General features: G+C 67.7%; 18 protein-coding genes. 4 read left to right on the top strand and 14 right to left on the bottom strand.

All coding sequences use genetic code 11. From position 1 onward, the window contains the following. Positions 1 to 2: 2 nt before the first annotated feature. From mraY to KL788_RS00495, 8 genes are all read right to left on the bottom strand, one after another. Positions 3 to 1,100, bottom strand: a complete 1,098-nt coding sequence (gene mraY / locus KL788_RS00530; protein WP_293167533.1) for a phospho-N-acetylmuramoyl-pentapeptide-transferase — start codon at positions 1,098 to 1,100, stop codon at positions 3 to 5. After that, on the bottom strand, positions 1,097 to 1,750 hold the full coding sequence (locus tag KL788_RS00525; RefSeq protein WP_293167531.1) for a glutamate ligase domain-containing protein: 654 nt from the start codon (positions 1,748 to 1,750) through the stop codon (positions 1,097 to 1,099). The genes mraY and KL788_RS00525 overlap by 4 nt, the downstream gene beginning before the upstream one ends. Before the next feature lie 4 nt (positions 1,751 to 1,754). Next, on the bottom strand, positions 1,755 to 3,272 hold the full coding sequence (locus KL788_RS00520; RefSeq protein ID WP_293167529.1) for a Mur ligase family protein: 1,518 nt from the start codon (positions 3,270 to 3,272) through the stop codon (positions 1,755 to 1,757). 45 nt (positions 3,273 to 3,317) lie between these two features. Beyond that, a complete protein-coding gene (locus KL788_RS00515; RefSeq protein WP_293167527.1) occupies positions 3,318 to 5,090 on the bottom strand; it encodes a peptidoglycan D,D-transpeptidase FtsI family protein in 1,773 nt (590 codons plus the stop codon). A 31-nt stretch (positions 5,091 to 5,121) separates the two neighbouring features. Beyond that, a complete protein-coding gene (locus KL788_RS00510; protein WP_293167525.1) occupies positions 5,122 to 5,718 on the bottom strand; it encodes a hypothetical protein in 597 nt (198 codons plus the stop codon). Beyond that, positions 5,715 to 6,668, bottom strand: coding sequence for a 16S rRNA (cytosine(1402)-N(4))-methyltransferase RsmH (rsmH, locus tag KL788_RS00505; protein WP_293167548.1), 954 nt, complete (start codon positions 6,666 to 6,668; stop codon positions 5,715 to 5,717). The genes KL788_RS00510 and rsmH overlap by 4 nt, the downstream gene beginning before the upstream one ends. A gap of 105 nt (positions 6,669 to 6,773) precedes the next feature. Beyond that, positions 6,774 to 7,205 carry a division/cell wall cluster transcriptional repressor MraZ gene (mraZ, locus tag KL788_RS00500; RefSeq protein WP_293167523.1) on the bottom strand — a complete coding sequence of 144 codons (432 nt, stop codon included), beginning with the start codon at positions 7,203 to 7,205 and terminating at the stop codon, positions 6,774 to 6,776. Between the two features lie 252 nt (positions 7,206 to 7,457). Then, positions 7,458 to 7,838 (bottom strand): DUF3040 domain-containing protein, encoded by a 381-nt coding sequence (locus tag KL788_RS00495; protein WP_293167521.1) that lies wholly within the window; start codon positions 7,836 to 7,838, stop codon positions 7,458 to 7,460. Positions 7,839 to 7,917: 79 nt separating this feature from the next. Here KL788_RS00495 and KL788_RS00490 point away from each other — a divergent pair, with 79 nt between their 5' ends. Further along, positions 7,918 to 9,039, top strand: a complete 1,122-nt coding sequence (locus KL788_RS00490) for a polyprenyl synthetase family protein (protein ID WP_293167519.1) — start codon at positions 7,918 to 7,920, stop codon at positions 9,037 to 9,039. Positions 9,040 to 9,066: 27 nt separating this feature from the next. Here the strand turns inward: KL788_RS00490 and KL788_RS00485 are convergent, their stop codons facing one another. Next, positions 9,067 to 9,405 (bottom strand): Rv2175c family DNA-binding protein, encoded by a 339-nt coding sequence (locus KL788_RS00485; protein WP_293167517.1) that lies wholly within the window; start codon positions 9,403 to 9,405, stop codon positions 9,067 to 9,069. A 193-nt stretch (positions 9,406 to 9,598) separates the two neighbouring features. Here KL788_RS00485 and KL788_RS00480 point away from each other — a divergent pair, with 193 nt between their 5' ends. Then, entirely contained in the window at positions 9,599 to 10,936 is a 1,338-nt protein-coding gene (locus KL788_RS00480; protein WP_293167515.1) for a LysM peptidoglycan-binding domain-containing protein, read from the top strand. A gap of 59 nt (positions 10,937 to 10,995) precedes the next feature. Continuing rightward, positions 10,996 to 12,924 (top strand): Stk1 family PASTA domain-containing Ser/Thr kinase, encoded by a 1,929-nt coding sequence (gene pknB / locus KL788_RS00475; RefSeq protein ID WP_293167513.1) that lies wholly within the window; start codon positions 10,996 to 10,998, stop codon positions 12,922 to 12,924. A gap of 9 nt (positions 12,925 to 12,933) precedes the next feature. Here pknB and KL788_RS00470 read toward each other — a convergent pair whose 3' ends face one another. The 3 genes from KL788_RS00470 to KL788_RS00460 form a co-directional block, all read right to left on the bottom strand. Then, the gene (locus KL788_RS00470; protein ID WP_428846094.1) at positions 12,934 to 14,304 is read right to left on the bottom strand and encodes a class II 3-deoxy-7-phosphoheptulonate synthase; all 1,371 of its coding nucleotides are present in this window, start codon (positions 14,302 to 14,304) and stop codon (positions 12,934 to 12,936) included. 65 nt (positions 14,305 to 14,369) lie between these two features. Further along, positions 14,370 to 15,059 carry a lysophospholipid acyltransferase family protein gene (locus KL788_RS00465; protein WP_293167511.1) on the bottom strand — a complete coding sequence of 230 codons (690 nt, stop codon included), beginning with the start codon at positions 15,057 to 15,059 and terminating at the stop codon, positions 14,370 to 14,372. Positions 15,060 to 15,131: 72 nt separating this feature from the next. Further along, positions 15,132 to 16,082, bottom strand: a complete 951-nt coding sequence (locus tag KL788_RS00460; protein WP_293167509.1) for an ROK family protein — start codon at positions 16,080 to 16,082, stop codon at positions 15,132 to 15,134. Positions 16,083 to 16,183: 101 nt separating this feature from the next. On the opposite strand from KL788_RS00460, the gene KL788_RS00455 reads away from it, so the two are divergent. Further along, positions 16,184 to 18,007 carry an AMP-dependent synthetase/ligase gene (locus KL788_RS00455; protein WP_293167507.1) on the top strand — a complete coding sequence of 608 codons (1,824 nt, stop codon included), beginning with the start codon at positions 16,184 to 16,186 and terminating at the stop codon, positions 18,005 to 18,007. A 25-nt stretch (positions 18,008 to 18,032) separates the two neighbouring features. Here the strand turns inward: KL788_RS00455 and KL788_RS00450 are convergent, their stop codons facing one another. Further along, entirely contained in the window at positions 18,033 to 18,533 is a 501-nt protein-coding gene (locus KL788_RS00450) for a peptide deformylase (RefSeq protein ID WP_293167505.1), read from the bottom strand. A gap of 4 nt (positions 18,534 to 18,537) precedes the next feature. Further along, complete coding sequence (locus KL788_RS00445) at positions 18,538 to 19,872, bottom strand: MinD/ParA family ATP-binding protein (RefSeq protein ID WP_293167503.1); 1,335 nt, start codon at positions 19,870 to 19,872, stop codon at positions 18,538 to 18,540. Between the last annotated feature and the right edge of the window lie 26 nt (positions 19,873 to 19,898).

Raw genomic sequence — 19,898 nt, 5'->3', positions numbered from 1 at the left:
GGCTACTGACTGACCCACTCGAGGTAGAACAGGCCCACCCCGAGCGCCACGAAGAATCCGCCGATGAGCCAGAAGCGCACGACGACCGTCACTTCGGCCCAGCCCTTCAGCTCGAAGTGATGATGCAGGGGGCTCATCAGGAAGATGCGCTTGCCCTTGGTGATCTTGAAGTAGGCGCGCTGCACGATGACCGAGCCCGTCACGATCAGAAAGAGGCCCCCGATGAGCACGAGCAGCAGTTCAGTACGGGTGAGGATGGCCAGCGCCGCGAGGCCGCCGCCGATCGCGAGCGAACCGGTATCGCCCATGAAGATCTGCGCGGGCGAGGTGTTCCACCACAAGAAGCCGATGAGACTCGCGGCGATCGCCGCGGCGACGATCGCGAGGTCGAGCGAATCGCGCACGTCGTAGCACCGGAACTCGTTGGCAGGGTCGAGGGCGATGTTGCTGCACGACTGGTTGAACTGCCAGAAGGCGATGAAGATGTATGCCGAGACCGAGAGAATCGACGCTCCGGTCGCGAGACCGTCGAGGCCGTCGGCCACGTTCACGGCGTTGGAGGTGCTCACGACGATGATGTTGACCCAGATCGCGAACGCGATCACAGCGCCGATCGAGCCGAACACGGCGAAGTCGAGCCATTCGATGTCGCGCACGGCCGAGATCGCGGTCGATGCCGGAGTGAGTCCGTTCTCGTCGGGGAACGACAGTGCGAGAGCCGCGAAACCCGTCGCGACGATCGCCTGACCCGCGATCTTCGCCCAGCCGCCGAGCCCGAGACTGCGCTGCTTGCGGGTCTTGGTGAAGTCATCGATGAAGCCGATGATGCCGAGCCCGACCATGAGCAGCAGTACGAGCAGGGCGCTCGCGGTGATGCGCTCGCCCGTGACCACGTGGCCAAAGAAGTAACCAAGTACGGCCCCGAGCAGAAAGACGATGCCACCCATCGTCGGCGTGCCCCGCTTGGTGTGGTGCGACTGCGGGCCGTCATCGCGAATGAACTGGCCCCAGCCGATGCGCTCGAACAGCCGAATAAAAAGGGGCGTCATGAACAGTGTGAAGGCGAGCGAAAACGCGCCCGCCATGAGCAGCGCGATCACGAGGCGCCCTCGCGCAATCGGGCCACGAGTTCGGCCAGCTCGGCTCGGTGGGTGCCGCCGCTGACGAGGATCACGGTGTTCGGCCCAGTCGTCGCACGCACGAAATCGTACGCGCTCGCCGCGTCGTCGAAGAGCACTGACTCGCCGTTCCACGAACCTTCGAGGCTTGCCGCCATATAAAGATGACGCGCCGCTACCCCGATCACGACCAGTTGCGAGACGTCGAGACGCACGACGATACGGCCGAGCGCGTCGTGCTCATCGAGACGATCGTGCTCGTCGACCTGCAGCGGCCCGATGACCGCGACGGTCCGCAGCCCGCAGCGCCCGAGATCAGCGAGCACGCGTAACGACCCCCGCACCTCGTCGGGCGAGGCCGCATGTGTGTCGTCGAGCAAGAGGGCTCCGTCGAGGCCGGCGAGTCGCTGCGTACGGCAGGGCACGTCGACGAACGGAAGCTCAAGGGCTACGTCATCGAGGCTCATGCCCGCTTCGAGAGCGGCGTGCAACCTATCGACGGCCTGCTGAACGACGAGCGGACCCAGACCACCCAGGGCGATCGTGCGTTCGACACCCCCGGCCGACACCATCACGGTCGTTCCGTCGGGCGTGTGCACGACGTCGTCGAGCGTGAGCGTGCTCGTGCTCATCGGCTTACCACCCCGCATCCTTCAGCGCCGCTCGCGCCAGATCTCGAGCGAAGAAGGGCACCTTGGTGCCGCCAACATCTCGGTAGTCTAGGTGGCCGGGCCCTGCCCACAGAATCGTGTCACCCTCGTGCGCCCTCTGCACCGCTTCGATGATGGCGTGCTCGGGCGACGCGATCTCGAGAATCTCGGCCGCTGAGCCTGCCGATCGCGCTCCCTCGAGCAGCGCGGCACGGATCAGTGCGGGGTCTTCGAGGCGAGGGTGGTGGTCGGTGACGATGACGACATCGGCGCCGAGCGCAGCGACGCGACCCATCTCGGAACGTTTCGTCGCATCGCGGTTGCCGTTCGCCGCGCACAGGATGAAGAGTCGGCCGCTCGTGAATCGGCGCACGGCCGCGAGCGTCGTCGCGTAGGCGTCGGCGCTGTGGCCGAAGTCGACGTAGACACTGGGACCGCGATCGCCCGACACCCGCTCGGCTCGACCCGGCAGATAGACCGAGATCGGGTCGCCACCTAGCGCTGCCGCAATCTCGGAGAGCGGAACGCCCGAGGAGACGAGCATGGCGATCGCCAGGCCCGCGTTCGCGGCCATGTGCGCTCCGATGATCGGCACCGACGTCTTGATGCGCTCGCCCTCGGGCGAGGTGAGGCTGAAGTAGGTGCGATCGGGCTGCTCGTCGGTGACCGCGAGCTGCCAGTCGGCGCTGGTATCGGCACGGGTCGAGATCGTCACGACGTCGATCTCGGCAGCCTCGACGACAGCGCTCCCCCAGCTCGAGTCGAGCGAGACGACGCCCCGCTTCGCGCGCTCGCTCGAGAACAGCGCCGCCTTGGCCGCGAGGTAGTCGGGCATGGTGCCGAAGTCGTCAAGGTGGTCGTGGCTGAGGTTGGTGAAACCGACGACATCGAACATCACTCCGTCGACCCGGTGGCGCGCGAGCGCCTGCGCGCTGACCTCGAGGGTTGCGGCATCGATTCCGATCTCGCGCATGAGCGCGAGCATGGCGTGGATCTCGGGGGCTTCAGGAGTCGTCAGCCGGCTCGAGTAGGCGGTGCCGTCGATGATGCGCTCCGCCGTCGTGCTCAGGCCCGTTCGCCGGCCCAGGTGCCGCAGCACGGCGTCGAGCAGGTAGGCGGTAGAGGTCTTTCCGTTCGTGCCCGTCACGCCGAACAGGGTGAGAGGAGCATCCGTCGTGCCGTACACGGCCGCCGAGACGGCCCCGAGCGATTCCCGCGGAGTCGGCGTGACCAGCACGGGCAGGCCGCTGCCGCTCGCCAGGGCGAGGCCCTCGGCATCGGTGAGCAGTGCGACCGCTCCGCGTTCACGCGCCTCGCCCGCGAAAGAGGCGCCGTGCGCGTGCGCACCGCGCATGCCGACGTAGAGATCGCCGGCGTGCACATGCGAGGCCGCGACAGCGACACCCGTCACCGACGCGCCCTCGAGATCGCCGACGACCGTGAGATCGAAGGTGTCGGCGAGGTCGAGCAACGACTGAGGAGAGAGGCGCTCGGGCCGAAGCACGCGGGGGGCCTGAGCAGACAACGCGACCTCTCTTCGTGGGCGCGTCTACCAGGTGATCGGAAGACGCGGGGCCGGCTGCGTCGACGGCTCGACCCGGAAGGTCTTGAGCACCTGGGTCATGATCGACCTGAAGGTGGGAGCCGCCGTTGCCGACGTCTTCATCGTATCGGGCCTTCCGTAGGTCACGACAACGACGAACTGCGGGTCGTCGGCCGGGGCGAGGCCCGCCACCGAGATGATGCGCTCGTCGGTGTAGCGGCCGTTCTCGGCAACCTCCGCGGTTCCCGTCTTCGCCGCCACACGGTAGCCGGGAATGCTCACGAGCGAGGCGATGGCGCTATCGGTCGCCACGCTCTCGAGCATCGCCACTGTCGTATCGGCGGCTGCCTCCGAGACCGCCCGAACTCCCTCTGTGGGCGGCGTGTGCGTCACGGTGCCGTCGGCGTGCTCGCAGCCGGTGACGAGCGTCAGCGGCTGCCGTACTCCCCCGTTGGCGAGCGCCTGGTACGCACTCGCGATTTGAGCGCTCGTCGCCGTGACGCCCTGGCCGAACATCTGCGTGAGCGTGCCGTGACCGTCGATGCTCTCGGCCGATCGCAGTCGCCCATTCGACTCGCCGAGGAAATCGACGGCAGTCTGCTCGCCGATGCCGAAGGCCGACAGGTAGTCGTGGCGCTGCTGAGCGCTGAGCCGCGAGCTGAGAATCGAGGTACCGACGTTCGATGAGCGCATGAGCACGCCTGTGGAGGTGAGCCGCAGGTCGTCGTGGGCCCAGGCGTCAGTGATCGAGTAGTTCGCGATGGTCGGCAGACGACCCGGCACGACGAGTTGCTCGCTGGGCGTCGTGACGCCCGCGTCGAGCAGGCCCGCGAACGTCATTGCCTTGAAGATCGAGCCCGGCTCGAACGGCTCGCTGAAGCTGCGCGAGCCAAGGTTCTCGGGGGCGGTGCCGTTGACGTCATTGGGGTCGACTGTCGGCCAGTCTGCCGCGGCAATCACATGGCCGTCATCGACGCGCACGACCCAGGCCGTCGCCCAGTCGGCACCGATCGCCATTGCCTGCTCGGCGATCGTCTGCTGGGCGAACCACTGCACGTCGGCATCGATCGTGAGCCGCAGCGTGCCACCGTCGACGGCCTCCTGCTGCACGACGGTGGTGCCCGGCAGCTTCACGCCATCGGCACCGCGCTCGTAGGTCGACGACCCGTGTGTCGCTTCCAGACAATCGTTGAGCCGGAACTCGAGGCCCGTCTGGGGACCATCTGTTCCCAGGAAGCCGACCAGATTGCCCGCCACCTGCCCGTTCGGATACGTGCGGCTGGGTTGGCGCTCGAAGTAGACCCACGGCACCCGCAGGGCGCGGATCGCCTGGAAGGTCTCGGTCGTCACCCGGCGCGCGAGGTAGGAGTGGTCGTCGGCGGGATCGAGGGCGAGCTCAGCGTCGATGCCCGCCCGCAGCTCGAGCGGATCAGCACCGATGAGCTCAGCGATCGAGGCGAGCGCCTCGGCCACGGTGTGCTGAGTCTTCTCTCCGGTCTCCGGGTCGGCGAGCCGGTAGTCCTCGACGAATCGAGGCGAGACCGCGATGTCATACCGGTAGACCGAGTCGGCGAGTACGACGCCGCTGGCGTCGACGATGTCTCCACGGGCGCCGTAGAGAGGCGAGGGAATCGACCGCCGCGCCTCCGATTCATCAGACAGCTGCTCGGCACGCACGACCTGAATGTCGACGAGGCGTACGACGAAGCCTCCGAGCACCATCGAAATGACGAGTACGGCAGCGGCGACTCTGCGGCGGGCGCGTCGTTCTGCGGTCATGCTGGCGTCGACTCCTCGATCGCGTGCGCGGTCACCGGGTCACCGGTGACGGGATAGCTCCCGCGGTCGACGGTACCGATGCGAGCGCGCCGGGGGCCGCCGCCACGCCCGCAGCATCACTCGCCGATTCGGCTGTGCCGGGTGCGGCCGCTGCCAGTGCCGGCCCGGTCAGGGTCACGTCAGCGAGCAGCACATTGCCGACTGCGGGCCCCGTTCCCTCGAGCAGGCCGGCGCCGGAGCCTGCGGCCACGGGTGCGCCGAGCACTCGGCCGTCGGCGAGCCGCAGGTAGGCGGGGCTCGAGTTTGCGACCATGCCGAGTGATTCGGCGTTCGCCGCGAGGTGCTGGGGCGACCGCAGCGCTTCGATCGATTCGGTGAGAACCTGCGCAGAGCGGTCGAGCTCGATGCGCTGCGACTCGAGCGCTGTGATGCGGTACGCGCCGTCGGAGAGCACGATGCTCAGCATGAGCTGCGTCAGCAGAATCGCGAAGACCCCGACGATCGTGACGACCGCGTGAGCGGCCCGCGGGCGGGCGCGGCGCTGAGGCCTCGACGTGACGATCTCGAGCGGAGCGCGCTGAGGAGACGGACGCGGGTTGCGCAGCGGCGCCGTCGCGAGCGCACTCATGCGGCCTCCTTCAGTCGCTCAGCGGCGCGCAGTCGAACGGGAATCGATCGGGAGTTGCGCGCTCGCTCCTCGTCGTCGGCGAGCTCGGCACCGCGCACCAGCAGGCCGAACTCGGGGCGGTGCTCAGGAAGCTCGATCGGAAGGCCGGCGGGCGCCGTCGACCGCGTACGGCGGGCGAGCTCGCGCTTGACGATGCGGTCTTCGAGCGACTGATATGCGAGGACGACGATGCGGCCCCCAATCGCGAGCGCGTCGAGCGCCGCAGGCAGGGCGAGTTCGAGCGCCTCGAGCTCGCGGTTGACCTCGATGCGCAGAGCCTGGAAAACGCGCTTCGCCGGATGCCCCGTGCGCTGCACCGCGCGAGGGGTCGCGTCGACGATCACCTCGACCAACTGCGCCGAACGCTCGAGGGGCTGCACGGCGCGAGCGGCGACAATGCGGCTCGCGTACCGCGGCGCGAGCTTCTCTTCGCCGTACTCGTAGAAGATGCGGCGCAGCTCCGACTCCGAGTACTCAGCGACGATCGTGGCCGCGGTGATGCCGCTTGTGCGGTCCATGCGCATGTCGAGCGGAGCATCCTGCGCATAGGCAAAGCCGCGCTCGGCCTCGTCGAGCTGCATCGACGAGACGCCCAGATCGAACAGGACGGCGGTTGCACGGTCGATGCCCAGCTCGTCCAGAGCGCCGCGCACGCCGGAATACACGGTGTGGACGAGGTGGATGCGGTCGGCGAAGGGCTGCAGGCGCACAGCGGCCTTCGCGAGCGCGTCAGTGTCGCGGTCGAGCCCCACAAGAGTGAGCCCGGGGTGCCGCTCCAGCGCTGCGGCCGCGTGTCCGCCGAGGCCGAGGGTGGCGTCGACAAGCACTGCCCCGTCAACGTCGAGAGCGGGAGCGAGCAGCTCGAGCGTGCGCTCGAGCATCACGGGAACGTGCAGGTCGGAGTTCGTCATCATCGTTGCCGGATCGAGCGCGGGGCCCTGATCCCCATCCGTTGCGACCTGGCACCGGGGAAGGTGTGCCAGGGCGGCTCACGGCTGGGAGTCGGGGTCACGCGATCAGAAGAGCCCGGGGATCACCTCCTCCTCGGTGTTGGCGAACGCTTCTTCGCGCTCGGAGTAGTAGGCGTTCCAAGCCTCGGTCGACCAAATCTCGGCGCGATCGCCAGCGCCGATGACGGTGAGCTCGCGGTCGAGGCCCGCGTACTCGCGCAGCACGGTGGGAATCGTCAGGCGGTGCTGCGAGTCGGGTTCTTGCTCACTCGCGCCGGAGAGGAAGAGTCGCTGAAACTCTCGACCTTGCTTGCTCGTGAGCGGCGCGGTGCGCAGCTTGTCGAGCTGTTCTTGGAACTTCGCTCCGCTGAACACATAGATGCAGTGCTCCTGGCCGCGCGTGAGCACGACGCCCCCGGCGAGCTCGCTGCGGAACTTCGCCGGAAGGATGATGCGCCCTTTGTCGTCGAGCTTGGGGGTGTGCGTGCCGAGAAGCATCGTCCTGGCCCCCCTCTCATCTCCGGCCCGAGATCAGGTGATGTTCTCCACTTTACTCCACTTTCCTCCACCGAGTAAAGGACTCTGTGCACTCTAGGGCAGATTCGTCTCCACTGCACCCCAAAAGGTGCGGAAATACGGGCCTCGACACCAGTGACCCTGGTGGAGGAGATCAGACGGCCCCAGAAGTAGAGCGCACGAAAAAGGGGCCGACCCGACGGTCGGCCCCGAAAGAGGGAGAGAAGTGGAGGGCTACTCGCCGCGCTCGTCCTGGCGGCGTTCCCAGCGCTCGGTCATGGTGTCCATCCACGACGCACGAGCGGGCTTGCGCGCCGACGCGCCCGGCGCTGGCGCGCTCGTCGCATCGGCGGGGGCGCGACCGGGCGAGAGCACCATGAGCACCCCGCCCAGCATGAGGCCGAAGCCGACAACGCCAATAAGTGGCTGCTGCACGATGACTCCGGCGACGAGAGCTGCCACGCCTGCCACCGCCAGCAGAGCGCCGATCACGATGAGTCGATAATTAGGCTTCCCGCGGCGACCGGATACGGTCGCGACGAAATCTGCATCGTTCTGGTAGAGATTGCGCTCCATCTCTTCCAGAAGACGCTGCTCGTGCTCCGAGAGCGGCATGGCTACCCTTTCACCCACAATCGCGGAGGTCTTCCCCGCGGCTTCATTGTAGGACTGCCGTGCTGGATAGGCTAGGAGAGTGCCTGAGAGATTGCGGTTAGTCGACCTGGTCAACGCTCGACTGGAGCAGTTCCTCGAGCAACGGGCCTCGCATGTGTCGGGCATCGCCGACGAACTGGCCGTGTTCACCGACGCCAGCAGCGAGCTGCTGAGTGGCGGCAAGCGTTTCAGAGCCCTCTTCTGCTACTGGGGATGGCATGCGGTGGCGGGCACGGTCAACCCTGACGACCTGCTGGCCGAGATCGACTCGCACCCCGACTTGTCGAGCATCATCGACGCGGCGGCCGCCCTCGAGCTCTTCCATGCCGCAGCCCTCGTGCACGACGACATCATGGACAACTCCGACACACGACGGGGCATGCCTGCCGCCCACCGGCGGTTCGAGCGAGAGCACCGAGAGCACCACTGGGCCGGCAACGCCCCGGGGTACGGCACGTCGTCTGCCCTGCTGCTCGGCGACCTCCTGCTCGGCTGGAGCGACGAGTTGCTCGACGCCGGCCTGTCGCGCCTCGATGATGTCGTGAGTGCGCGCGCTGCGCGGCGGGAGTTTCACACCATGCGCACCGAGGTCACCGTGGGTCAGTACCTCGACATTCTCGAAGAGGTCGCGTGGCGCGATGCCGACGAGTCGGAGCTGCTGCCTCGCGCCCACCGGGTACTGACGTACAAGTCGGCGAAGTACTCCATCGAAGCGCCCCTCGCGCTCGGCGCGCTGATGGCCGGCGGCAGTCTTGAACAAGTGTCGGCCCTGCGCGCTTTCGGTCTGCCGCTCGGCGTCGCCTTCCAGTTGCGCGACGACCTGCTCGGCGTCTTCGGCGACCCCGAGGTGACGGGCAAGCCGGCCGGCGACGACCTGCGCGAAGGCAAGCGCACCGTCATCATCGCGCTCGCGCGCGCCGCGCTTCCCGCCGGCGCCGTGGCGCTCATCGATGAACTGCTCGGCGATGCGACGCTCTCAGACCACCAGATCGCGACACTGCAGGCGACGATCCGCGACAGCGGCGCGGTCGAGACAGTCGAGCAGATGATCGCGCGGTCGGTCGCCACGGCCATTGCCGCCCTCGACGACGCTCCCCTGAGCCGCTCGGCGCGCGCCGAACTGGTGGGCCTCAGTGATCTCGTGACGCGTCGGGCCCACTGACCCGAGAGCGTACTGACCCAAGAATCTTTAGAACGCGAGGGCCTGTGCCACGCGGCGAACCTCGGCCTTGCGGCCCGCCCGCAGCGCTGCGATCGGGCTCGTGCCTAGCATGTCGTCGACCTCGAGCATCCACCGCATTGCCTCGTCATCGCTGAAGCCGTCGTCGGCCAGCAACATGAGCGTGCCGCGCAGGTCTTTCAACGGCTCGTTCTCGTCGAGGAACTCGTCGGGCACCATGAGCACCGACTCGCGGCGCACAGCGAGCAGCTGACGGTCTTCGAGAAGACGATGCACCTTGCCCGGGCTCAGGCCGAGGCGTTCGACCAGATCAGGGATGGTCAACCAGCGAGCGGATTCTGCGGCCACAGCTCTAGCGTGCCATGCCGCAGCGGTCCTCGGCGACACGGGCTTATGTTACAAACATGTAAACTGTAATCACTTCTTCCCCTTCTGTTGACTTTCGTTGTACTGTGAGGCAGCGGGCTGGGGGGCTCGCGAGCGCCCACTCGGGCGCGACGGAGCAGGTGCATTCCTGATGACGTGTGAAGGGCCGGATCACATGACCGACACTCGCGGCGCTGCTGACACTGCGCAGAGTCTCGGCGGTCGTGACGCCATCGACAACCGCGCGCACGCTGTCTTCGCCGGTCTGTCTCCGGCGATCGCCACGGCGCCCGTTCGCCCTCGGCCGTCTGTCGCCGTGCGAGCGCGGTCGGCCGCCTTCACGGCAGTGCCCGTGGTGCTCACCGGCGCCATTGCACTTGGCATGGGCCTCACCGGTCCGATCGATCCGGCCCATGCTCGCAAGCCCGCACCGCCCAAGCCGGAGCAGGCGCCCACACCCTTCGGGCTGCGGGCAGCGCTGACGCAGCTCAGTGCGGCGATCGTGCCGGGCGCCCTGGCCGCATCGACGGTCGCCGCGACCTCGGCGCCGGCCGTGTACGTGGTCGAACCGGGCGACACGGTCAGCAGCGTCGCCCAGCGATTCGGGCTATCCACTGCGTCTGTGCTTGCTCTCAATGGGCTCTCGTGGAGATCGACGATCTTCCCCGGGCAGGTGCTGAGCCTGACCACCGCTCCGGTCAAGACCACCGCTCCCCCGCCCGCCCGCACGCAGGCGGGCCGCTACACGATCGTCAAAGGCGACACGATCTCGTCGATCGCCACACGATTCGGCGTCTCGACGCGCTCGATCCTCTCGGCGAACGGTCTCGACAGCGCCAGCATCATCTACCCAGGGCAGGCCCTGGCCATCCCGGGTCGCGAGCCGATCGCACAGCCACTGCCGGCGCCCGTGGTCGGCGTGGCCATCGACGCGCCGAAGCCCGCGACCGTCGAGGTTCAGACGGCGGCGCGCCAGCAGCCCGCGTCGACGGCCGCCGCGGTCGCCGCGTTGCCGATCGCCGAGCGCCCGGCCTTGCCCGTGAGCTTCGCTACGCGCCCCAGCACTCCCTCGGCCCCCGGCGCCCCGACCGGACCACCGAGCGGGGGTAGCGTGACTCCCCTGACCGCCGAGATGCGCGCCCACGCCGCGACCATCGTGCGCGTCGGGCGCGAGCTCGGGGTGCCGCAGTACGGCATCGTCATCGCCCTCGCGACGGCCATGCAAGAGTCGACGCTGCGCAACCTCTCGTGGGGCGACCGCGACAGCGTCGGCCTCTTCCAGCAGCGCCCCAGTTCAGGGTGGGGCACCGCCGCCGACCTGCAGATTCCGAGTCACGCCGCCCGGCTCTTCTACGTAGGCCGCTCGGGCTACACGCGCGGCCTGCTCGACATTCCCGGCTGGCAGAGCATGACCCTCACCCAGGCAGCGCAGGCCGTGCAGATCTCGGCTTACCCGAACCACTACGCCAAGTGGGAGGCGAGCGCGTGGGCGTGGTACTACGAGTTGACCTGAGCCCGCGTCTCCGGGTGCGCCTCCGGCTCGCCGCCAGGCCGTCGACCTAGACTCGCAAGGTGAGCACCTCGACGACCGATCCCCTCATCGGCCGCCTGATCGACGGCCGGTACCAGGTGCGCTCACGCATCGCACGCGGGGGCATGGCCACCGTGTACCTCGCCACCGACCAGCGTCTCGACCGCCTCGTCGCGGTGAAGATCATGCACGGCCACCTCGCCGATGACAGCCAATTCAAAGAGCGGTTCATTCAAGAGGCACGCTCGGCCGCGCGTCTCGCTCACCCCAACGTCGTCAACGTCTTCGATCAGGGCCAGGATGCCGAATCGGCCTATCTCGTCATGGAGTACCTGCCGGGCATCACGCTGCGCGAACTGCTGCAAGAGTACGGCGCGCTCACGCCCGAGCAGACGATGGACATCACCGAGGCGGTGCTCGCGGGGCTCGCCGCCGCGCATCGAGCCGGCATCGTTCACCGCGACCTCAAGCCCGAGAATGTGCTGCTCGCCGACGACGGCCGCATCAAGATCGGCGACTTCGGGCTCGCCCGCGCCGCGAGCGCGAACACCGCGACCGGCAAGGCGCTGCTCGGCACGATCGCCTACCTCTCGCCCGAGCTCGTCACCCGTGGCATCGCCGACACCCGCAGCGACATCTACGCCGTCGGCATCATGATGTTCGAGATGCTCACGGGCGAGCAGCCCTACAAGGGCGAGCAGCCCATGCAGATCGCTTACCAGCACGCGAACGACACCGTGCCGGCCCCGAGCTCGTTCAATGCGCGCGTGCCGGCCGAGTGGGACGAGATCGTGCTGTGGGCGACGGCGCGCGATCCGCAAGACAGACCGGCGGATGCTCGCGCTCTGCTCGACCAGTTGAGCGAGACCGGCCGCTCGTTGCAGACGGCTCTGCCCGCGACCGAGACGCAGCGCACGATGCTGCTCACCTCGCCGATTCCCACCGCTCCCCCGACAGGCGAGACGCAGGTGCTCGGCACGCGCGGAGGGACGGATGCACCGTCGGGCCCGTCGGCGACGGGCGAACTCACCCGCCGCGGAGCCTCAAACCGCCGCCGCGGGTGGATCTTGTTCGCGGCCGTCATGGCCCTCGCCGGGCTCGCGGTCGGCATCGGCTGGTGGTTCGGCGCCGGACCCGGCGCGACCGTCACGATCGCCGACGTGCGCGGTCAGACGGTCGAGGCCGCACGCGTGATCCTCGACGAGCAGGGCGCGCTGGTCTCCGAGGCCCTTGGCGAGCGCTACGACCTCGAGATCGAAGCCGGTCTCGTCGTCGGTACCGACCCCGAGGCCGGAACCACGATCGACCGCGAGACCGAGATCACGATCGTAGTCTCGCTCGGACCGGAACCGACGACGGTGCCCGACGTGGTCGGGCAGCCAGAGGCCGATGCCCGCGCCGCGCTCGCCACCTCGGGCTTCGACGTGGGCGACAGCATCAGGCAATTCGACAACGGAGTGCCTGAGGGCTCCGTGATCGCCGTGCTCGATGCCGACGAGCAGACGCTCGCGCCGGGTACTGACTCGTTCAAGGGCACGCCGGTGATACCGCTAGTGTCGGTCGGGCCGATCCCCGACGTGCGCGGTCTGACGGTCGAAGCGGCTCAAGAAGCGCTGAGTGCGCGCGAGCTGACCGGCATCGTCGGAGGCACGTCGGAGTTCGACAACGACGTAGCCCTCGGCGACGTGCTGCGCGTCGAAGCGACCGCCGAGGGACCGATTCGACCGGGGGCGACGCTCACGATCATCGTCTCGCGCGGGCCCGACCTCGTCGAGGTGCCGAATGTCGTCGGTCGCTCGATCAACGACGCGGTCGCCGCGCTCGAGGCGGCAGGATTCCGGGTCAGGCTCGACACCAACGTGCCCCCGCCGTTCCGTGACTCTGAGCTCGCGCCCGTGCAGTCGACCGACCCCGCCGGAGGTCAGCGGGTCTTGCGCAACGCTGAGGTGACAGTCGTTGCGCAGTACTAGCGACGCTGCCTAGCTGCGGCCGAGCTCCTCGGCGACGAGGAAGGCCAGTTCGAGCGACTGCATGTGGTTGAGCCGCGGATCGCACAGCGACTCGTAACGCGTCGCGAGCGTCTCCTCGTCGATGTGCTCCGAGCCGCCGAGGCACTCCGTGACGTCGTCGCCCGTGAGCTCGACGTGGATGCCGCCGGGGTGCGTGCCCGCCGCGCGGTGCGCCTCGAAGAAGCCCTTCACCTCGTCGACGACATCGTCGAAGCGGCGCGTCTTGTAGCCGGTCGGGGTCGTGAGGCCATTGCCGTGCATGGGGTCGGTGACCCACAACGGGTTCGCGTCGAGAGTCTTGACGGCTTCGAGCAGCGGCGGAAGAGCATCCCGAATCGTGCCGGCGCCCATGCGCGTGATGAAAGTGAGGCGTCCTGGTTCGCGGTCGGGATCGAGCACGTCAATGAGCTTCTCCATCATCTCGGGGCTCGTCGAGGGCCCGAGCTTGACGCCGATGGGGTTGCGGATGCGCTTGAAGAAGTCGACGTGCGCCCCGTCGAGCTCGCGCGTGCGCTCGCCGATCCAGAGGAAGTGCGCCGACGTGTTGTAGGGCGTACCCGTGCGGGAGTCGATGCGCGTCATGGGGCGCTCGTACTCCATGAGCAAGCCCTCGTGGCTCGAGTAGAACTCGACGCGCTTGAGTTCGTCGAAGTCGGCTCCTGCTGCCTCCATGAACTTCACCGCGCGGTCGATCTCTTTCGCCAGACCCTCGTAGCGCTGGTTGGCGGGATTCGCCGCGAAGCCCTTGTTCCAGCTGTGCACCATGCGCAGATCGGCGAAACCACCCTGGGTGAACGCCCGGATCAGGTTCAGCGTCGATGCGGCCGTGTGGTAGCCGCGCACGATGCGGCGGGGGTCGGGCTCGCGCGACTCGGGTGTGAAGTCGTAGCCGTTGACGATGTCGCCACGGTAGGCAGGCAGCGTCACGTCGCCCCGGGTCTCGGTGTCGCTCGAGCGCGGCTTGGCGAACTGACCCGCCATGCGGCCCATCTTGATGACGGGCATCGAGGCGCCGTAGGTGAGCACGACCGCCATCTGCAGAATCGTCTTGACCCGGTTGCGGATCTGGTCGGCCGTCGCGCCAGCGAACGTCTCAGCGCAGTCGCCGCCCTGCAGGAGGAAAGCGTCGCCGCGGGCTGCACGGGCGAGCCGATCGCGCAGCATGTCGACCTCGCCCGCGAAGACCAGCGGCGGCATGGTCGAGAGCTCGGCGGCTGCGGCGGCGGCCTCGGTCGCATCGGGCCACGGCGGCTGCTGCTTGATCGGCAGGGTGCGCCAGTGATCGAGGCCCGCGATCACTGCGGGGTCGGCGTGCACAACAGTTTCGAAGGGGTCGACCACTTCTTGACGTCCTTTATGGGCTGCGAGCGGGGATGTTCGGCGCGAGAGTGCCCCGACTTTCCAGCCTACCGGGCGTTCGCGGGGCGCTTGTCCTTCACCGTGGTGGCGTAGACGTCGAGGTACTCCTGCCCACTGAGCCGGCCGAGTTCGTACATGATCTCGTCAGTGATCGACCTCAAGACGAATCGGTCGCCCTCCAGCCCCTGGAACCGCGTGAAGTCGAGGGGCTCACCGAAGATCACGCCTGGACGCACGACCTTCGGAATCTTGGTGCCGATGGGCATGACCTTCTCGGTGTCGATCATCGCCACCGGCACGACCGGGGCTCCCGACTCGAGGATCATGCGTGCGACTCCTGTGCGACCGCGGTACATGACACCGTCAGGACTGCGCGTGCCTTCGGGGTAGATGCCGAGCGCGTAGCCTTCGGCCAGCACGCGCAGACCGGTGTTCAGCGAGGCCTCGCTAGCCTTGCCGCCCGAGCGGTCGATCGGTAGTTGCCCGCTCGCCTCGAAGAACATCTTGATGAGCCAGCCCTTGATGCCGCGGCCGGTGAAGTAGTCGCTTTTTGCAAGGAAGACGACGCGTCGGTCGAGCACGAGCGGAAGGAAGACCGAGTCGGTGAACGACAGGTGGTTGCTCGCGAGAATCACCGCACCCGTGCGAGGAACATTCTCGACGCCGCGCACCCACGGACGGAATGCCGTCAACAGGATCGGACCGATCACGAGGTTCTTCATCAGCCAGTAGAACATCGCCGCTCCTCTCGTGCTGCCGGGGTTCAGCCTAGTCTGCTCGCGCTGCGCGGTGAGGAGTCGGGAACAGACTCAGGAGGCGTTCGCGGCGTGGATACGTGCCAGGTCGGCCGCCCCCACGACGCCCGCGTCATTCACGAGCTCGGCCACCGCGAAGCGCGGCTCGGGGTGGTAACCGCGTGCCGGCAGGTGCGCGAGGTATGACTCGCGCACGGGGTCGAGCAGCAGGTCGCCGGCAATAGAGACTCCCCCGCCGAAGACGAAGAGCTCGGGGTCGAGCACGGCGCTCAGGCTCGCGCAGGCCTGGCCGAGCCACGTGCCAAGCTGACGCAGGGCGTGACGAGCGCCCGGGTCGCCATCGACGAGAAGGCGCGCAACGATGTCACCGGTCAGCCCTCCGGCGCGATCGCGCTCGGCCGCGAGGTGCAGCCCGATACCCCCGGCATCGGCGATCTCGTTGGCCATGCGCAAGAGGGCTCGACCCGAGCCGTACTGCTCGATGCAGCCCCGCGCTCCGCACCCGCACGGCAGCCCGTCGGGCACGACGCGCAGGTGGCCGAGCTCTCCGGCCGTGCCGAACCCGCCGCGCAGCAGCCGGTCACCCGTCACGATGGCGCCGCCGACACCGGTGCCGATCGTGAGCATCGTCATGTCGTGCACGTCGCGCGCAGCGCCGAACCGGAACTCGGCCCAACCCGCGGCGTTGGCGTCGTTATCGATGGTCACGTCGAGATCGAGGCGCTCGCGCAGTCGATCCCGAAACGGCTCATGGCGCCACGCGATGTTCGGCGCGTAGTAGACCGTCGACTGGGCTGCGTCGATGAAGCCAGCCGCCGCGACTCCCGCGGCGATGACGCCGTGGCCTTCGCGCAGCCGCTCGATCATCGAGACGACCACGTCGGTGATCGCGGCCGGGTCGCCTGCGGGCGTCGGCTCGCGCAGGTCTGCCACGATCTCGCCCGCGTCACTGACGAGGGCGCCGGCAATCTTCGTTCCGCCGATGTCGATTCCGATGGAGTGCACGAGCGTCGAGTCTAGTGACGGCGGTGCGCCCGACGGGCACAGAGGCGGCCGCACTAGAGTGTGGGCATCCATCTGCACCATTCGGTACCAAAGGAGATGCCGTGAAAGAATTCTTCGTCCCGGCGGTCGTCACGCCCGACCCCGACGCGAACGCCAGCGACCTGCTCGTCGACCGGGTCCGCCTGACGCCCAACGGCGCCCTCTTCTCGTTGCCGACGTCTGACGGCGGGTGGTCCGACCTCACCGCTGCCGAGTTCCACCGCCAGGTGAAGGCCCTCGCCAAGGGGTTTATCGCGGCGGGTGTCGAACCCGGCGACAAGATCGGCTTCATGTGCAAGACGCGCTACGAGTGGACTCTCGTCGACTTCGCGACCTGGTTCGCGGGCGCGGTGCTCGTGCCGATCTACGAAACGAGCTCGCCCAGCCAGGTGCAGTACATCCTCGATGATTCCGAAGCACACCACATGATCGTCGAGACCGCCGATCACTTCGCGCGATTCGATGAGGTCGCCGGCGACCTGCCGAGCATCGGGCATGTCTGGCAGATGCACCTGGGCGACCTCGAGAAGCTCGCCTCGACGGGCGAGGGCGTGAGCGACGACGATCTCGAGGCGCGGCGCACCATGGCGAAGGGCAAAGATCTCGCGACCCTCATCTACACCTCGGGCTCGACGGGTGTGCCCAAGGGCTGCATCTTGACCCACTCGAACTTCGTTGAGCTCTGCCGCAATGCCGCCGTGTCGATGAGCCAGGTCGTCAACCCGCAGTCGTCGACACTGCTGTTCATCACCACGGCGCACATCTTCGCGCGCTTCATCTCGGTGCTCGGCGTGCACGGCGGCGTCAAGATCGGCCACCAGGCCGACACCAAGCAGCTGCTGCCGTCGCTCGGCTCGTTCAAGCCCACCTTCTTGCTCGCTGTTCCCCGCGTCTTCGAGAAGGTCTACAACTCGGCCGAGCAGAAGGCAGAAGCCGGCGGCAAGGGCAAGATCTTCCGCAAGGCGGCCGACGTCGCGATCGAGCACTCGAAGGCGCTCGATGCCGGCAAGGTTCCGCTCGGGCTCAAGCTACAGTTCGCCCTGTTCGACAGGCTCGTCTACAGCAAGCTCAAGACGGCGATGGGCGGTCGCGTGGTCTACGCCGTCTCCGGTTCGGCACCGCTGGGCTTGCGGCTCGCGCACTTCTTCCGCAGCCTCGACATTCGCATTCTCGAGGGCTACGGCCTCACTGAGACCACCGCACCGGCGACGATCAACCTCATCGACAAGTTCAAGATCGGCACGACGGGCCCCGCTTTGCCCGGCGTGGGCATCAAGATCGCCGAAGACGGCGAGATCCTCGTCAAGGGCATCAACGTCTTCGACGGCTATTGGAAGAAGCCTGAAGCCACTGCAGAGGTCATGGAAGGCGAGTGGTTCCGCACCGGCGACATCGGCGCGCTCGATGATGACGGCTATCTCACGATCACGGGCCGCAAGAAAGAGATCATCGTCACGGCGGGCGGCAAGAACGTCGCTCCAGCCGGCCTCGAAGACCCGATCCGTTCGAACCCGATCGTCGGTCAGGTCGTCGTGGTCGGAGACCAGAAGCCCTTCATTGCGGCCTTGGTGACCCTCGACAGCGAGATGCTGCCCGTCTGGCTCAACAACAACGAGCTCGACGCGCAGATGTCGCTGACCGAAGCCGCCTCGCATCCGAAGGTCATCGCCGAGGTGCAGCGGGCGATCGACGCCGCGAACGCCCGCGTGTCGCGCGCCGAGTCGATTCGCAAGTTCACCATCCTGGCCACCGAGTTCACCGAGTCGAGCGGTCACCTGACGCCGAAGATGAGCATTAAGCGTCACGTGATCACGACCGACTTCGCCGACGTGATCGAGGGCATGTACTCCGGCGCCCCCGAGACGCAGGGCATTTCGTTGCAGTAGCGCGTAGGGTTCGCGCGCACCGGTTTCAGGTGCGCGCGAACCACTCCGCCTGCCGCACGGCGCGCATGGCCTCGCGCTTCACCTCGGGCTCGAGGCCCTCGAGATACAGCGCGCCGTCGAGGTGGTCGCACTCGTGCTGAAGGGCTTGTGCCATGAGTCCGTCGCCGCTGAGCTCGACAGGCTGTTGGTCGAGGTCTATGCCCGTGACACGCGCCCACGGGTGGCGCAGTCGGGCGAACCCGAAGCCCGGCACCGAGAGGCAGCCTTCGTCAACGGGCTCGCGCTCGCCCCGCACCTCGACCAGCGTCGGATTCAGCACGTAGCCGATCACGCCGTCGACGTTATAGCTGAAGGCCCTCAGCGAGACGCCGATCTGAGGTGCGGCGACACCCGCCCGGCCCGGCTCGGCGACGGTGTCGAGAAGGTCGGTCACGAGCGCGGCGAGCGATGAGTCGAAGCGAGTGATCTCGTCAGCCCGACTGCGTAGTACGGGGTCGCCGAAGAGGCGAATCGGTCGAACGGCCATGCTCTCAGACGCCTCGACGCGCGGGCATGCTCTCGGCGACGAGCGCTGCCAGCTCTCGTGCCGACTGTCGGGTCAGCGGCCGCAGTTCGTCCCACGAAATGACCGAGCCGGCGGCAAGGTGCTCGTCGTAGGGAATGCGCACGACCTCCCGCACGCGCGAGCTGAAGTGGGCCTCGATCTCTTCGAGCTTCACGAGGTTCGTGCCCTGGGTCGCCGTGTTGATCGCGACGACCGACTGACGTACTAGTTCGCCGTACCCGTTCGCCTCGAGCCAAGTCAGCGTCTCTGACGCGAGCCGTGCCTCGTCGACGCTGCCTCCCGACACGATGACGATCGCGTCGGCGCGCTGCAGCGTCGCGCGCATGACCGAGTGCACGATGCCGGTGCCGCAGTCGGTCAGCACGATCGAGTAGTACCGTGCGGCCAGGTCGGCGACGACGTTGTAGTCGTTCTCGTCGAACGCTTCAGAGAGCATCGGGTCGGTGTCAGAAGCGAGAATGTCGAGACGGGTCGCGTCGCGCGAGATGAGCGTCGTGAAATCGGTGAAGCCCTGGATGCTCGCCGCACGGTTCACGACGTCGCGCACCGTCGCGCGGGTCTGGCGGGCCACCCGCTCAGACAGGGTGCCGCGATCGGGGTTCGCATCGATGGCGATCACGCGGTCATCCCGCACCGAAGCAAGAGCCATGCCCATGAGGGTCGTGATCGTGGTCTTGCCCACTCCCCCCTTGCGGGTCAACACCGGCACGAAGCGGGCGCCGCCCTCGAAGGGGGTCGCGATACGGGCGTCGAGCTCTTTGCGCGCGCGCACGCGAGGCGAGTCGCCCAGGTTCACGAGGTGGAAGGTCACTGCGTAGACGAACGCCGGCCACCAGCCCTCAGGCGCAGAGTGCGAGCGCCGACGCGGTTCGATGAGGCGATCGGCGGTCAGCATCGCTGCCGACTCGGGGCCCTGGTGCGCACCGTCGAGCACATCACGGCGCGTGTAGACGCCTTCGGCGCGCGGCAGTGGAGGAACCTCGACGGCGGCCGATTCGTCGTCGTCGGCCTCGACCGCGGTGGTGGCGATGGCGTGCAGGTCGTCGCCAGCGAACTCGATCACCGTGGTCGACGCCTCGGCGCTCTCCACGATCGATGGGTCAGCGCCCGACTCGATCAGCGCAACAGCTTTCTCGTCGTCGGGCTGCTCGTGAACGCGCGCCGGCAACTCGACGTCGATGGTGAGATTCGCCGGGATAGCCGACGCGAGCTGGGCATCGGCGATCGGCTCAAGACCCTCCTCGACCGAGGTCGAGGCTGCGATCTCGTCGCTCGACGGCTTGCCACGTTTCACAGCCACGGTAGAGACTCCCTGAGATCAGACGA

Origin of the sequence: Microcella sp. (assembly GCF_019739195.1) — a bacterium.
Classification (GTDB): domain Bacteria; phylum Actinomycetota; class Actinomycetes; order Actinomycetales; family Microbacteriaceae; genus Microcella.
Note: the sequence above shows the minus strand (reverse complement) of the source record. Positions and strands in the feature narration are given on the sequence as shown.

Bases quoted from the DNA above. Each gene is read 5' to 3' on its own strand.
- KL788_RS00525 (WP_293167531.1), bottom strand. From the start codon at position 1,750: ATGAGCACGAGCACGCTCACGCTCGACGACGTCGTGCACACGCCCGAC.
- KL788_RS00515 (WP_293167527.1), bottom strand. From the start codon at position 5,090: ATGACCGCAGAACGACGCGCCCGCCGCAGAGTCGCCGCTGCCGTACTC.
- KL788_RS00510 (WP_293167525.1), bottom strand. From the start codon at position 5,718: ATGAGTGCGCTCGCGACGGCGCCGCTGCGCAACCCGCGTCCGTCTCCT.
- rsmH (WP_293167548.1), bottom strand. From the start codon at position 6,668: ATGACGAACTCCGACCTGCACGTTCCCGTGATGCTCGAGCGCACGCTC.
- mraZ (WP_293167523.1), bottom strand. From the start codon at position 7,205: ATGCTTCTCGGCACGCACACCCCCAAGCTCGACGACAAAGGGCGCATC.
- KL788_RS00495 (WP_293167521.1), bottom strand. From the start codon at position 7,838: ATGCCGCTCTCGGAGCACGAGCAGCGTCTTCTGGAAGAGATGGAGCGC.
- KL788_RS00480 (WP_293167515.1), top strand. From the start codon at position 9,599: ATGACCGACACTCGCGGCGCTGCTGACACTGCGCAGAGTCTCGGCGGT.
- KL788_RS00465 (WP_293167511.1), bottom strand. From the start codon at position 15,059: ATGTTCTACTGGCTGATGAAGAACCTCGTGATCGGTCCGATCCTGTTG.
- KL788_RS00450 (WP_293167505.1), bottom strand. From the start codon at position 18,533: ATGGCCGTTCGACCGATTCGCCTCTTCGGCGACCCCGTACTACGCAGT.